We start from the raw sequence: 14,182 nt of genomic DNA, 5'->3' as shown, positions 1-14,182 counted from the left end.
CGATGAAAGAAGTAGATACATACATTCTTTCTGTCCCTGGTCGTGACGGGCTTATTATTGAGTTTAAGTACGACAGATATTCAGGAACGACATCACCACGTCCTCATAAGGCAGGAAAATTCTTCAATGATTTGTATAGGCTAAAGATATTTAACACTGATCGGAATGTGAAAAAGTGGTTGGTGTATCTGACGGATAACGAAATTGTGCGTTATTTATCCAAAGAAAGAAACGGTTTACAGTCCTTTTTTAATTTAAAAATTGGCGGCATTTTACTAATCAATGAACAGTATATTGCAACCAAATCAAATACCTTTAGCAGTGCAATAACGTGCTATGACAATGAGGAACTTACAATTAGATGCATTTGCAACGAAGACCCGAAACAACATAAATTACAGATTTATGAATTGTCACATGAATCAGCAATTTAATTTAGGAAAAGGAATAGCTTGTGCATGATGCCATTAATTGAGGTTGACAGAGCAATAAAAGAGATTTGGATTAACAACATTAGTACTGATTATACCAATGGATTTTTACTGCTTGAGGACAGTTTGAAAAATGCTTTATACTCTCACCTAAGAACAAAACTAACGGACAGATTTCTATTGAGCAATAATATTAGGATATTTACAGAACTGAAAACTGAGAATAATGAGCGCATTGATATCGCTGTTGTAAGAATAGATGATAACAAAGATATCATCTGACTAATCGAATAGTTGAATATCTTGCAGTTATCGAATTGAAATATAAAAAGGAAAACACACCAATTACTCCATTCTTGAAAGATATCCAACAAACGAGAAATTACTTAAAAAGAAGTGGAATGCAGGATTGCCAGTATTACTTAGGTTTTATACACGAAGAGGAGTACATCATGGAGGAGACTTCTTGGCTGTCGGAAGAAGAGAAATATAGTTGAGCTGCGGGAAATGTAACCGAACTTTCAGGTTTTTATAATAAAGGAACTCAAGTATTTACTGTAATATCTTATAATAGTATGAATAAGGATTTAAGCAAAATTACGGTTTAGGGATCATCTGCCTTATTCTAAACTCCTGTTTAATTTTTTTCTCTTATAGTTTATAATTCATCTTTTTTGGTATAAGCAAACCACCATTGAATAGCGTAAGAAACTGTTGTATATAAAAAAGATCACATTGCGCTTAGTCAATGTGATCTTCTTTATAAATATTAGTTATATAGTTATCTTTTACTATAGGAACTGCCTCCGAATTGATTAATTCAATAATTTCAAACTTGTATGTGCTTTTCTTTCCATTTTGAAGCGTAATAGTAAATGAACAGAGTAGGGGAGAGGCGTTGACTGATGGTATGAAAATCGAATAATTTTTCATCTCGCCTGGTTCCCATAGATTCACAATTTCATATGAGAATTCATCACTACTTAAATTATTATAATAATAATTTGGATCGATGTAGTAGATTGCTTCTTCATAATTTCCTTCATTTATTTTCTTTATGAATTCCGTAACAATATCTTTTGGAGAACCAAAATCAGATAATGGCTTCCCAATGTAAGGAGCATCAATGTCTTCAAATCCTGGATTTAAATCTTTACTAGGCTGATCACCAGTCAGACGGCCATACATAAATATGAATAGAACAATGAGTGCCCATAATACTGATAATGTAATTATTATTTTTTTCATAATTCACCCCGGTGGTTTGATGAATTTTAATGGATTATCATATTTGCCATTTACCATTACACTAAAATGTAGATGTATTCCTGTTGATCTTCCTGTTGAGCCCATGATGCCTAAGACCGTACCAGGCTCTACAATAGAACCGACCTTAATATTCTTGTCAACGGATTTTAAATGAGCATAAATAGTGACTAATCCATTTCCGTGATCAACATACACAGCTGTACCGTAAGTCCCTTTTGAGCCTGCATGGGTCACTTTACCATCAGCTACTGAAAAAATCGGTTGAGCACGTTCATCAAATTTACCATTAACAATTGGACGGCCAATATCTATTCCAGTATGCATAGATTTTTCTTTCGTTACTGGATGTATCCTAACATAGTAACTAGATGTAATCCTTGTAGACACGGTAGGCCATTTCCAATCACCATTTATAGGTGCGCCCGAATCGTCTTCCCACCAACTTGTGTCATCACCGTAATACATACCATAGGTTCCGTCATAACCATCTAAAAATTCTTCATTATTTGCTATGATGGTTTGAATAAGTAGATCAAATTCACTACTCCCAAACTTCAAATCCATTAGAAGCTCGTCAAATTTTGTATAATCAGACGTAGAACTGCATGAAGCTTCAACCCATTCAACCGTCTCCACAGTAACGTTAACTTCATTTCCTTCAGTGTCAGTTGTTGTATAACTATAGGAAGTGGACTTTTGATTATAAGTAATTTCTTCAATTCGATTCCACGCGTGTACAGAAGTTATTAAATCAATATCTTTCTCATTAACTGAAGTGCTTACACTTGTTTCCGTTTTTTTATCTTCGGTCTTAATAATGGTTTCTCGAGTAGTTGTTTCTTTAGTTTTAAATTTTGTCGTAGTAATGTCTGCTTTAAGATGCTTCGCAATCTTTTTTGGGTTAACCTCCCATAGATCCTTATTATCTTTAAGAATTTTAATGTTATCTATAAACTGCATAAGCAACTGCGGGGAACGATATTCATCATACGAACTTGTAGATTCATACGCTACCACATATTCCTGTGTTAACTCTTCAGGTGTTTTGGGTGATTTGCTTCCCGAGAAAAACCATCCGAAGAAAGGCATGATATACATAACCATGCCTCCAACTAAAATAATTACAATAATAATTAGAATTCCCTTAACACCTAATAATCCAGCAATAGCAAGTAGTAACTTTCCTATTAAGGCAATAGCTTTGGCAAGAAGTTTCTTTAATAATTTGAAAGCAATTTTTATTAATTCTTTTTTAATTTTATTCTTTGCATAACTTTTGACTTTATCTATCATATTGAATCACCAGTAAAATCTTTAGAACTCATTGACTTCTGACGTCGGATATCAACTTGATTGATTGGTTTCTTCTCTATAAAATTCATAGGATTATTTGTTCGACCTTCATAAGCCGCTTTATTGCCTTCAGAGTCATAACTATAAGCTGTTCTTTCAACAAAGGTATTGTTAGTCTGATCAAACGCACCAGCCGGCTTAAATTTGAAAACACCATCAGACTTATCCACGTTGTATTCTTTTATAGCCTGCTGCCCCTTTGACAAGGAGACGTTACCATGTCCGACATTTGATATACGATGATACTGACCACTATTATCCTTTTTGGCTAACCAGGAGCCATCTCTTGTCTCTACAGTAAATACACTTTCTCCATGATGAAATGATCCTGCAGAGCTAGTTATCCCACTAACTTTTGATGTTGCAACATCTGCTCCGCTTGTATATCCGCCTTTACCTAGCAAGACTTCGCCAGCAATCCCGCCAGCTTGCTCGGCAGCTGCACGTCGATAAACTGGATCATTGAAAAACTGCTTACTTGGTGTGGCTGTACGACCTACACCGGCAACACCACTTGCGATTGCAACACCGCCACGTTGAATACCATTTAATGATTTCCCGTTAGATTCAAGGTTGCCCTTCATATTTTGATAGGTTTCCTTTGACTTATCCATCCAGCGATTACCGACTCCATAGGCTGCAGCTCCAGCTCTATGTCCGGCAGATTCACCAACTGCAGCAAAACCTTCAGCAAATGCAAACTGTCCCATTGGTCCTAAAGCTGTTCCAGCGGTAGCTCCACCCATGCGCATAAAACCTCGACCGATACCAGCTGCCATTGTTGAAAAGCCCTGTAAACGAGCTTGATGAGCATTTCGAGCAGGAGTCATACTATAATTACTTGATGGAGAAGTTCTATAGCTTACAGCGCCACCACCATTTGATACGGTAACGGACCCAGAACCATCCCTCTGCGAAGCTCCAGATTGCCCTTTAGAACGCATTGTCGATCTACCTTCACGAATACCTGAGTAGACATCCTTAACCGCTCTAGCGCCGTGCATAAGAGCCCCAGCACCAGCCATTGTACCGATTGTAGCCATAACTCCTGAACTTTTACTGGTTGCCCCTAAAACAAAACGAATTGATTCTGAAAGTGGTATGAACATGGCCAATGATATTATTAACTGTAACCACGTAATTTCCTTGTTCTTAAACAACCAAAAAAACAACCAAAACATAACAGCGTGTACAAGTTGTGAAATGATTTGTGCCCAAAGTTCTTTCATTGCTGCGCCAGTAATTCCTTTTAAGTGAGGGAAGAACATAGTTCCTATCCAAATTGGAGCCAAAACTACTAGACTAGCGATCATAAACATACGTTGAATGTAAAAAGCTTCAAACCAAATAGAAATACCTATTGAGAAAAAGTTAACAATAAGTTGCTCTAAGCCATTTAGATCTTTAGCTAAGTCACTAACCGTGATTCGATCTCCACCGCCTGTATAATTCCCAACCAAGTTAGCACCGTATTCTGAAAGATTTAATGGAACCTTAATATCTCGTTCGAGTAAGGTAACGCCCATCGATGTAATATCAAAAAACAGTCCTACTATCGTAAAAAAATTCATCAACAATAAAAGTGCTGTAAAAGTCTTTATACCTACATCCATTGCATTTAATTTTAAATTCGATGAGAGAGGGGAGAGGGCAAACTGAACAAATAACTTGATCAGTGCTATTAAAAACATACCTCCTACAAAAATAGAAAATATTGCAAACCCGCGAAATATTGCATTATTAAATTCTTCGTATTCAAATATTCCCCAATACTTCTGAGTGCAGTTTGCTCCATTTGCGTCGCAAGTCAAATGCTCTTGAAAAACATGCTCCGCGGGCTCGCTAATACCAAAAAAAGGTTTGAGGATGCTGTCAAATAGAAACACAAAAATATCTACATACCAAGGTTCATCTTTACCAGCAGCAAAAGCTACCGAAGGTATTGCAAAAACTAAGAGAACTGAGAGGACAACAATCGTAACAAACTTTTTTCTGTTCATTGTGGCCCTCCTAAATCGACCCGATGGTCTCTGATTCGATTATTTCTCTTTCTGGATATAAATTATTTTTTTCCATATAATCAGGGTCTGTATCAATAAATTTCCGCATTTCTTCAGATACAGTAACCTTTACAAATGCACTTGAACCCCCTACACGAAGGATACCTTCCCCGCGGCTTTCGTCCTCTTCTGATTCTGGGGGACGACGACAAATTATATCGAGTTCTCCTTCACTAAAATTAAAAATAGATTTCATCTGTTCTTTTTCTTCTGCAGAAATAGATCCGATTCGTAAAAATACTGCTGAAGTAGCATTTTTAACTACTGCAATACCATCCGGATCGTCTAAAAATGGAGCTAAATCCTGTGTGATAATATCTACACCAGCGTTATATTTCCGACTTCTTCTTGCTAGCTCCTCAACGAATTCCATACCTCCTGGAACCTTCTTCAAACGCCACGCTTCTTCTATTTTTAATCTTTTCTTGTATTTTCGAAGTGATGGGCGCTTGATAAAATATTCCCATCCTAATGTCGTAATCGTATGCATAACTAATTCGAATACATCGGAACCTTCAACGGATTTGATGTTAAAATTAACCCAAGGGATACTATCAAAAAGATCATCAACATTTCGACCTGGCCCGAATGAAGTTTGTCCATCAAATAGCTTTCCATCAGGTTTATCTCTTAAATAGCCACGTAATACCTTTAGTAATCGCTTTGCATCATCATCAACAAACTTTTCGAAAGTAAGGTTTTCCAAGTTATAACCCGATGTACAATTTACAAGCAGCTGCTTGTAGATATCCATAAGTGTAAATTCTCTTTTTCTTTTTCTTTTGTAAACAATCTCTCCAGTATCAAGCCTTTCTGCTTCTTTTTCTTTTTCAAATAATGAATTGGGATCTTCAGTAATCCCCATAATGGAAATAACATCTGAAATGGCTTGTTTTAAAAGGGCTTTTTCTTCTGGGACAAGACCATTCATCAACTTATCATAGAATTTTATTAATTGACCCTGTTTTGTTCCAATTGGCACGATAATTTTTGTAACTCTTCTGCCGTTTGATAGCGTAATGTCAACTTCTTCTTCAGTCATTGCACAGACATTTAAGCAAACATCGCCACCTTCTCTTACTTCAATTTCTGCGCCACCCATTAGAACGCAAATAGGGCCCATCTCACCCTCTGGATCTACGGTGAATTCACGAATCCCTAGCAGTACTTCTGAGCTCGAAGTATACTTCGTTGTCAATGATTTACCCGATCCAGATGCTCCAACTATTAAGCATGAATAATTATCAAGATAAGGAGCGAACACATTGAGAAATTCCATATTATATGTGTGTTGATTTACACCTAATGGAACTCCACCTGAAAAGGGGATTTTAGAAGAATAAAACGGACTGGCTGCTACAATTGCAGTACGATCAAAAAAACGACGATCAACAGCATCAATTAATTGATTGTTTCCAATTGGAAGGGAGGAGAGCCAACCATCTCTTTGACGATTATATAAAGTCCTTAAATTGTGGTCGTTGCCAATTAAGTCATCTTGTATGATCATACCGACTTGATCGAGTGTTTTTTCATCCGGTGCGAATAAAGTTACTACTAATGTTCCAAGAATACCATCGTTATAGCCATCTGCAATTTCCTCTAGTAACATAGCTGCGTTTTCCATAGATTTTTCTGCTTCACGGGCTTCAATATCATTTCCAGACTTTCTCATTTGTATTAGACGAGATCCTTCATCTGTTGAAGCTTGTTTGTACTTTTTTATAGCTTGTGTTTTTGTTAGTTTATTAAAATAAAAAGTAACATTCACAGCTCCTGCACGATAAATGCTTTCAAGCGCCCCTGTTGTTAGATTGGTATCCCCAAATTCGAGTATAAATGAGCGAAAACAATATTCTGATCCTCCACGATCACATTGAAACCCTCGATCTCTAGGATGTCGTGGGATTTCGTGACCAACTAATCCTATTAGGTCCATAATTTCTAACTGACGAGTATCATTATCTAATTTTTCTTTAATATGGTTCTCTGGCTTAACTTCTTTTGGCTTTCTTTTAAACCATTGCTTTATCTTCATTATCGGTCTCATCCTCCATATATCTATAAGATTCTCGGGAGAAATCACTCATTACAAAAGGGGAAAGCATACCTTCTTTTTCCATTAGACTTCTAAAATGATTCATACTACCTTGCTGTTTGTTTAAAGCAAAATATAAAGCTTCATATAAATCGATATTCGTCGAAATTTTACAACGACCACCCATACGTTTGTAATTTAAACGAATATTATTAGCTAAGCGACCGAACTCATTTCTTGCCTTAACTAATATTGATTCTTCCGTAAGATTCTCAAGCATTTTTGCTGTATATCGTAGTCGCACAATAAAATAACCTTGGTAATCAAATTCATCTACTGATTGCTGCCATGACTTTAAGAATGGGAAAAATATAGACTCTGCATATCTTTGTGCTCCCGCTCCTAAGTTAGGAAAAGATTTTTCATATGGCCGTAACTGATCACCTAAATCTATTGGACGAGAAGAAACATGAGTAGCAAATTCAACTTCTCTACCTGGGCCAAGTGAAATAGAGGCTAACATATGCTCATAAGCAGTATCTGTCTCAACTTGCTCTTCGTGGGAGCGAAGCAAGTAATTAATTGGCTCGGTTTTAACAATACCAACAAAAATTCTTGTCCCATTTTTCTCTTCGAGCAGTTCGCATAGATTTCCATGGAACTCCTTTATTCCCAATAAAGTTTTTATAGGTACATCAAGTTCAATGTCCTCTTTTTTGTTATATTTTTTATTTGTCTTTTTTTTATTTTTGTCTAATCTTTTTGAAAGCCAAGGGATAATAGGTTTATCTGTAATTAGGCAGTACACGCACCAGCCAACGAAAGCCAATCCCGCATACATAAACATATCCCACACCCATTGTTCATTCATTATCGTTTCCTCCAAACACCAATTTGCTTTTTGTGTCTTAGATAATAGTAGAGGTGCCTATCCATGTAATATCCCGTCTGTGAATTCGTTACTAAGGCAAAGTAAAGAAAGGGAGCTTTTACTGGTAATAACACAAAAATTAAAATAATCATTCCGAAAAAACCCATACTATCGGTATAAATTGTCTGAATGAGTTGAATGTATACAATAAAAGAAACAGCTAAATATGCTACTTGCCGGTAGGAAAAAAACTTAATTGTTTTCCTTTCTTTCTCTGTATCAAATGGCATTCTAGCCCTCATAATTTAACCTCCTGTAAAAACATCCCCCCTCAAAAAAGAAGGGGGGATGCTCACAAATTTTCTTTTATAAGGTATATGTGATATTTGCGGTTTGAATTGTCGGTTGAATTTCTTCAATATATGTAGTTTTTTTCTGTGCATCGTCAATCATCCAGTTAGCTAATGCAGGGGCTTTAGCTACTCCATAAATAGCTATAGCTGCACATACAACTGCACTTATGCCTATTGCTCGTTTCTGAGCATTACCTAACGATAACCCTACAATAATAAAACCAATTACTAAACAAGCGATTATTATAAGTACTCCAATAATTCTGATTTTAAATATCAAACTTTCGATTGTTTTTTCGATGTCTTCAGCTGATCCGGTTGCACCGCCAATTTTTGGTATGGTGCTTGCAAACGCACTATCTCCAAAAGCTATTAGAGTAGACAAAACAATTGCAAAAAACATCAGATAAAATATAACTCTTTTCCCCACTAATGCTCGACCAAAACTCATACTCTTTCCTCCTAATTTAGAATTTTAACGCTGCTTAAAACCATCATCCTCCTCGCAGCAGCACAAAAAGGACGCAAACAAAGTCTCACGTAAGTGAGATATGTTTGCGTCCTTCGCTATACATGTATTATATTCCTAACCTCATATTACACGACCTTAGGGGTAACTGACAATATTGATCTTTACAAATTTGAGAAATTAGAATAGGATGGAGGTAAGGAAATGTAAGGAATCGGAGGGGTTGAACTTATGAGAATCATAATTGGTTTTTTCAACTTATGTTTTATAATAGCTTGTTTTACCTTTATTCCAGAGATTACAGAAGGTTTAATTAAGTTTGGAATTCTTAAAGATTTACAAGTATATCGAGAACCGACCTGGGTTTACTTTTACATGGTCATATTTGTTCTAATGCATTAGTTATTGTATACTCGGTACTTATTTTATTATTTATTAATGTATATGGTAGGCAGTGGGGGAGAGAGGAAAAAAAGCCAAACAATTGTCACTTGAAACTTATGGGGTATCATATTTATATTTTCTTTTTCTTGATAAGAAGTACCAGGCTAATTTCGTTCAAGAGTCTTCTAGCTACCCTTACCGATTAGTTGAACATTATGAAAAGCTTCATAAATTAGGCGGGTATGAGGCAGCTGCAGATAAACAGGATTATGTAAAAAAACACTATGAACTTTATCGAAAGCAACTCAACTGGCCAGATGTTGAATTTCATTTCTAACATTTAATTAGTCACTGGAGAAGATCTAATAGCTTCTATCAACATGTCATAAGAGTATGGCCAAGGAGGAGAATGAGAGTGGATTTATTATATAACTATTATAAGAGCTGTACGAGTGGTGTGAAAAGGATGCTGCAGAACAGTAATTCAAAATACGAACTAAAGAGGTAATATTATTCCATTGAGGATATTGTTACCTCTTTCTCTTTGTTTTTAATTAATAATGAAAACGCCTCTACCATTTCATCTAAATATTCTTTCGAGATCACATTCTGCAGCATATGCCAAGCTCACGCTGCGACAAAATCTGCGTTTTGGTCATTCAAAAAAGCATTCTATAAGTTATTTCTCGTGTCTAAAAATGTCGTTTCTTTGATTCCCACGAACAATTTATTACACCAACAAGTCGTTGAAATGGCAATGTGCAAAAGGACACGAATGGGAAGCATTGTCTCACGGCATAAAGAAGGGACAATAGTGTCGAAAGTGCTCGGGACATCATAAATTATCTATTGTCGAAATGCAGGAAATTGCAAATTCAAGGGGAGGACAATATTTATCGAATCAATATAAAGATAATTAGACTAACCTAAGGCGGAAATGTTCGAAAGGGCACGAATGGGAAGCTACCCCCAATAATGTAGCAAGCAAAGGGCATTGGTGTCCAAAATGCTCAAAGAATTGGAATCATAAGTAACGGGGGCTCTTTTACTTATGCAAGATAGACAAGTTTAGTGGGCCGAAATTAACTTAGAGAGCGATGTAGTTAAGAGGTCCTTGCGAGAAAGACTGAGGGGATAAAAGGATGATTATACTACAGAAGCGGATGCTGTTCCGTAGTGTTACAATCTCATTAAGGTGGTGGATCAGCGGGCGGATGTGATCTTTTTCAATTTGCCAAAAGTAATTAGCGTCCAGCAATCAGAGAACCTACTACGTGGGGGCTTTTTTGTATTATATCGAAATTGACATGGGGTATGTCATCATGAAGAAGTTGCAACTTGAAACTGGCCGCCAATCGAAGGTTGTTAGATAAAAAGACTCCGCGGCGCCGGTAAACGGCAGCTGGTTGGATCGGCAGACGCTGCCACGATATTTGCTTAATAAGATCAGGAGTGTGTGATCCATTGAAATCAATAATGTAAAATAAGCCACAGAATCTTAATATCATCGAAGTTGTTCATTTAACGCTTTAACACCGTTCGAAATGGTGGATGGAGAATGTCAATTGAAAATAAATTGGGCGTTGTCGAAATAATTTATCTAGAAAGGCAGCAATAAATCCGTCAATGTGCAATTCGAATTATCAACGTAAAAACAAACAAGATGGTTACTGCTCTTGTTGCCTGCGCTTATTTGGTATAGAAGGAATATTATCCAAAAAACCGATTTATTCAGAGTTAAATGTTATGCAACGGAATGCGGACTTTGCATTGTAATGAGCTTATATGGATAATATGTCATCACACAAATCAGAAAGTTCCTTTTTTTCTACATCATCAGTGAACTCCTCAACAAATCCACAAACGGACAATTTATAACCGTTGTCAATATGGTATTGTCTAAAGTATATGCTCTGAGTCACTTCGCAGCTCTTGATAGTAATATCTCCATTAACTTTAACTTGACATGTAAAAGAATCCAATGGAATATACAACCCTTTCCCAACAGCCTTTATATAGCTTTCTTTTAATGTCCAAAGATCATAAAAATAAGATAGTTGGCTACTACTTTTTAAATTCAATAAGGCGCTGTACTCCTCCATTGAAAAAAACCTTTTGGCTATATTAAAATCGATAGGTTGAATATATTCAATATCAATACCTACAGGATGTCTATTCGTAGCACAAACAACCCAGTTTCCAGAATGTGAAAGATTAAATTTATAGTTATAGAAGCTCCTTAGAAATGGTTTCCCATATTCATTTGTTGCAAAATCAAGATCACTATTCTTAATACCTAAATCGTTACAAATTACAGTACGAACCAATAAATCAGCAGTTAACCCCCGCCACATATCCTCTCTCCTATGAAACTTCCTAAGCCTCTCTTGTTTATCTGTATGTAAATAAGACATCAAATAGTCAATCTTGGAATCAAAGGTCTTAAAATTTTTTATATTGACTGCATAAATTCGAATAATAAAATACACCTCATTTCGATTCAAGCATATTATTCAAAGTCATTAGCATTAATAAAAATTAACACTTTCGTTTTTTAGAAACGATTTTTCAAAGGGAAGTAGCCCCCTTCAAGTCGCTAGTCCATTTGGTTGACTTATGCCAATCTGTTCACTATTGAATTTGAAAATGACCTGCGTTTTAATCGGTTTTTCTCTTTTCGTTGTCGTCCCTTTGACTGGCGACCTTGCTTTTTCTTGTACTGCTCAAATTGGACGAACGATCCATTTTCGTTGGTCAGTGCGAACTCTTGGATCGTTTAAGTTTGCAAACATACACGTCGATCTAGCTATTCATTGACCTGATAAGTTTGATCAAGCGCAGAGTGCAAAGTATATTCAGCTACATATGGTGTATTCGGGGGCGAAGTGCAACATCATCTCGAACTGCGCGATCGACGACATTTGCCGCTTTGACGGCAGGGCAGCTCGTCTGATTAACAAGGTATGTACTCTCGCGCTTGTCTATGCTGCTCCACAAACGTTTTATTAATATAATTATTAATTTATCAAGAGTTTTTCAAAGATTAATGGGTGTAAGTTATGCTATATATAACTTTCATGTCGTTTTTGCCCATAAAAAAACCTTATTATTAGGGGATGGTAGTCCTGCCCTAATAACAAGGGATTTCTCATGAATAAGGATAACATAAAATTGATCTTAGCGGAATACCTCATTTCGTTAAAAGACAAATTGATATTGGAACATATCCAAACGATGCAGTTGGATAAGTGCGTAAAGAAGCCGGACAGTGTAACAACAACCCAATTGTTCATATTCGCTCAGTTGATTCAAATTGAATTATATACCGAAATCAGCTTGGTACTGAAGACAAAAAAAAAGCTGCAAAATATCATCGCTTGGATCCATTAGCGCTTTCCTAGAAGCTGTATTTCTTGATTTGGTGGGCAAACTCTTTCACCGTTTAGGAAAAGCCATGCAGCTCAGAAGATTGAAAATGAAGAGAAGAATGGAAATGCGCCTCATGTCCGATGCAAGCCGTTATGATAAGCGGTTTGGAAATTCCTTCACGGTCAAGTCTAATGGCACTCTACCGATGTTGCAAGTGTGAAGATGCTGCCTGCCCGTACAACAAAAATTGTCGAGAAAATGTCGAATATCCAATTCTACATATATCATTTATTTGGATCATTTTGTCGTATAGAATAAATGTTGTAAGAGGTGCAATCTATTTGCAATATCATCCAAAGAACACTGAAAAGTAGTTTTATCGCCATTCTCATAGACCAAATGTGAAATGGGAGAGACCCCGAGGGCTAATATGAATATCCACAGTGGGATCGATCATATTTCAATTACCTCAAATCTGGTTTCCCAAGCACTCTACATTCTCCATTCTTATCACTCAAGCTGTCAATGACGAAATGTTGAGGATTTGTGAAAAAACAGGAGAAAACATTACTTTATAGTGGGAGGAATAAAACATGAAAATTATGCAGGAAAATTTTAATCACAAGTTTGCTCGGAAAACAGACCATTATGAGATCACTTGTCACACTCAACACAATAGGTTGTACAAGATTACATTGAGTAAAGAAACAATAAAATCTTTTTTGTCAGATTTTTCAGTCTATGAAACGCAAAACTTGGAGTATGTGCCGTATCTTCGCTTTAATATGGCGGGAAGGCTGCAAGAATTACTCGGAGAATCGTTTACACAAGATATTCAAGGTATTTTGCAAGATCGTCAATCCGGAGGTTTTACGATTTCTATTCAAGGTCAATCTATCAACACCGATGACTATGTTAAGTTTTCAACGGCAATCAGCCATTTGATTGGAATTCCAAATCATGATTCGATGTCTGGGACGTTTTATGCACGATTTTCAGTTAAAGATACTGACAACAGTGATTCTTATCTACGCCAGGCGTATCGCTTTTTCACGTTACACACAGATGGGACTTTTGTAGACGAACCAACAGACTGGTTATTGATGATGAAGATGGAGGAACGTAATGCCGTTGGAGGTGAATCGCGTCTTTTACATCTAGATGACTGGGACGATTTCGATTATTTCAGAAAACACCCGCTTGCTTCTCATAAGTTTTTATATAAAGCGTCACCGAGTAAAAATGTACCACAAGCAATTTATCGCACCACATTTTATGAGCATGAAAGAGAAATATGCATATGCTTTATAGATCAATTTGCTTATCCTGAAACGATTGAACAATCATTATATCTTATGAATCTTTCGAAGTCACTTGAATCTTCACCTGCTACAAAGTCCCTCGTATTACCCATTGGCGAAATGATTGTAATTAATAATAGGTTTTGGATGCACGGACGTGCTGCTTTTGAAAAACACCCAGATCTCCATCGCGAGTTGCTCCGTCAGCGCGGAACGTTTGCCAATGAACGTCGAAAGAACCTTTTCATCAATTACATGCAATAAGGTACTTTTTGTGAAACAAA

Annotated in this window: 12 protein-coding genes and 1 pseudogene; 5 read left to right on the top strand and 8 right to left on the bottom strand. The window is 36.5% G+C overall.

Features of this window, described 5'->3' with window-relative positions:
- Positions 1 to 2: 2 nt before the first annotated feature.
- Complete coding sequence (locus V1L65_RS15865; protein WP_331700173.1) at positions 3 to 434, top strand: hypothetical protein; 432 nt, start codon at positions 3 to 5, stop codon at positions 432 to 434.
- Positions 435 to 458: 24 nt separating this feature from the next.
- Positions 459 to 713, top strand: coding sequence for a hypothetical protein (locus tag V1L65_RS15860; protein WP_331700172.1), 255 nt, complete (start codon positions 459 to 461; stop codon positions 711 to 713).
- Between the two features lie 459 nt (positions 714 to 1,172).
- On the opposite strand, the gene V1L65_RS15855 is transcribed toward V1L65_RS15860, so the two are convergent.
- From V1L65_RS15855 to V1L65_RS15825, 7 genes are all read right to left on the bottom strand, one after another.
- Positions 1,173 to 1,679 carry a hypothetical protein gene (locus V1L65_RS15855; RefSeq protein ID WP_331700171.1) on the bottom strand — a complete coding sequence of 169 codons (507 nt, stop codon included), beginning with the start codon at positions 1,677 to 1,679 and terminating at the stop codon, positions 1,173 to 1,175.
- 3 nt (positions 1,680 to 1,682) lie between these two features.
- Positions 1,683 to 2,993 carry a M23 family metallopeptidase gene (locus V1L65_RS15850; RefSeq protein ID WP_331700170.1) on the bottom strand — a complete coding sequence of 437 codons (1,311 nt, stop codon included), beginning with the start codon at positions 2,991 to 2,993 and terminating at the stop codon, positions 1,683 to 1,685.
- Positions 2,990 to 5,053: a hypothetical protein gene (locus V1L65_RS15845; RefSeq protein WP_331700169.1), complete on the bottom strand. Its 2,064-nt coding sequence runs from the start codon at positions 5,051 to 5,053 to the stop codon at positions 2,990 to 2,992. The genes V1L65_RS15850 and V1L65_RS15845 overlap by 4 nt, the downstream gene beginning before the upstream one ends.
- A 10-nt stretch (positions 5,054 to 5,063) precedes the next feature.
- Complete coding sequence (locus tag V1L65_RS15840) at positions 5,064 to 7,151, bottom strand: VirB4 family type IV secretion system protein (protein ID WP_331700168.1); 2,088 nt, start codon at positions 7,149 to 7,151, stop codon at positions 5,064 to 5,066.
- Positions 7,129 to 8,022, bottom strand: coding sequence for a hypothetical protein (locus tag V1L65_RS15835; protein WP_331700167.1), 894 nt, complete (start codon positions 8,020 to 8,022; stop codon positions 7,129 to 7,131). Before V1L65_RS15835 ends, V1L65_RS15840 begins: the two co-directional genes overlap by 23 nt.
- Positions 8,022 to 8,324, bottom strand: coding sequence for a PrgI family mobile element protein (locus tag V1L65_RS15830; protein WP_331700166.1), 303 nt, complete (start codon positions 8,322 to 8,324; stop codon positions 8,022 to 8,024). Before V1L65_RS15830 ends, V1L65_RS15835 begins: the two co-directional genes overlap by 1 nt.
- 64 nt (positions 8,325 to 8,388) lie before the next feature.
- A complete protein-coding gene (locus tag V1L65_RS15825; RefSeq protein WP_331700165.1) occupies positions 8,389 to 8,826 on the bottom strand; it encodes a hypothetical protein in 438 nt (145 codons plus the stop codon).
- 472 nt (positions 8,827 to 9,298) lie between these two features.
- Here V1L65_RS15825 and V1L65_RS15820 point away from each other — a divergent pair, with 472 nt between their 5' ends.
- Positions 9,299 to 9,565, top strand: a complete 267-nt coding sequence (locus V1L65_RS15820; RefSeq protein WP_331700164.1) for a hypothetical protein — start codon at positions 9,299 to 9,301, stop codon at positions 9,563 to 9,565.
- A gap of 610 nt (positions 9,566 to 10,175) precedes the next feature.
- A pseudogene (locus V1L65_RS28745) lies at positions 10,176 to 10,262 on the top strand (hypothetical protein); the annotation flags it as partial.
- Between the two features lie 747 nt (positions 10,263 to 11,009).
- Here V1L65_RS28745 and V1L65_RS15815 read toward each other — a convergent pair.
- Positions 11,010 to 11,732, bottom strand: coding sequence for a 4'-phosphopantetheinyl transferase family protein (locus V1L65_RS15815; RefSeq protein WP_331700163.1), 723 nt, complete (start codon positions 11,730 to 11,732; stop codon positions 11,010 to 11,012).
- A 1,458-nt stretch (positions 11,733 to 13,190) separates the two neighbouring features.
- Between V1L65_RS15815 and glaH the strand changes: the two genes are divergently transcribed.
- Positions 13,191 to 14,162, top strand: coding sequence for a glutarate dioxygenase GlaH (gene glaH / locus V1L65_RS15810; RefSeq protein ID WP_331700162.1), 972 nt, complete (start codon positions 13,191 to 13,193; stop codon positions 14,160 to 14,162).
- The last annotated feature ends 20 nt before the right edge of the window (positions 14,163 to 14,182 follow it).

The sequence above is a fragment of the Paenibacillus sp. IITD108 genome (genome assembly GCF_036541265.1).
Lineage (GTDB): Bacteria > Bacillota > Bacilli > Paenibacillales > Paenibacillaceae > Pristimantibacillus.
The sequence above is the reverse complement of the archived record's forward strand: the minus strand, read 5'-3'. Positions and strand labels throughout refer to the sequence as shown.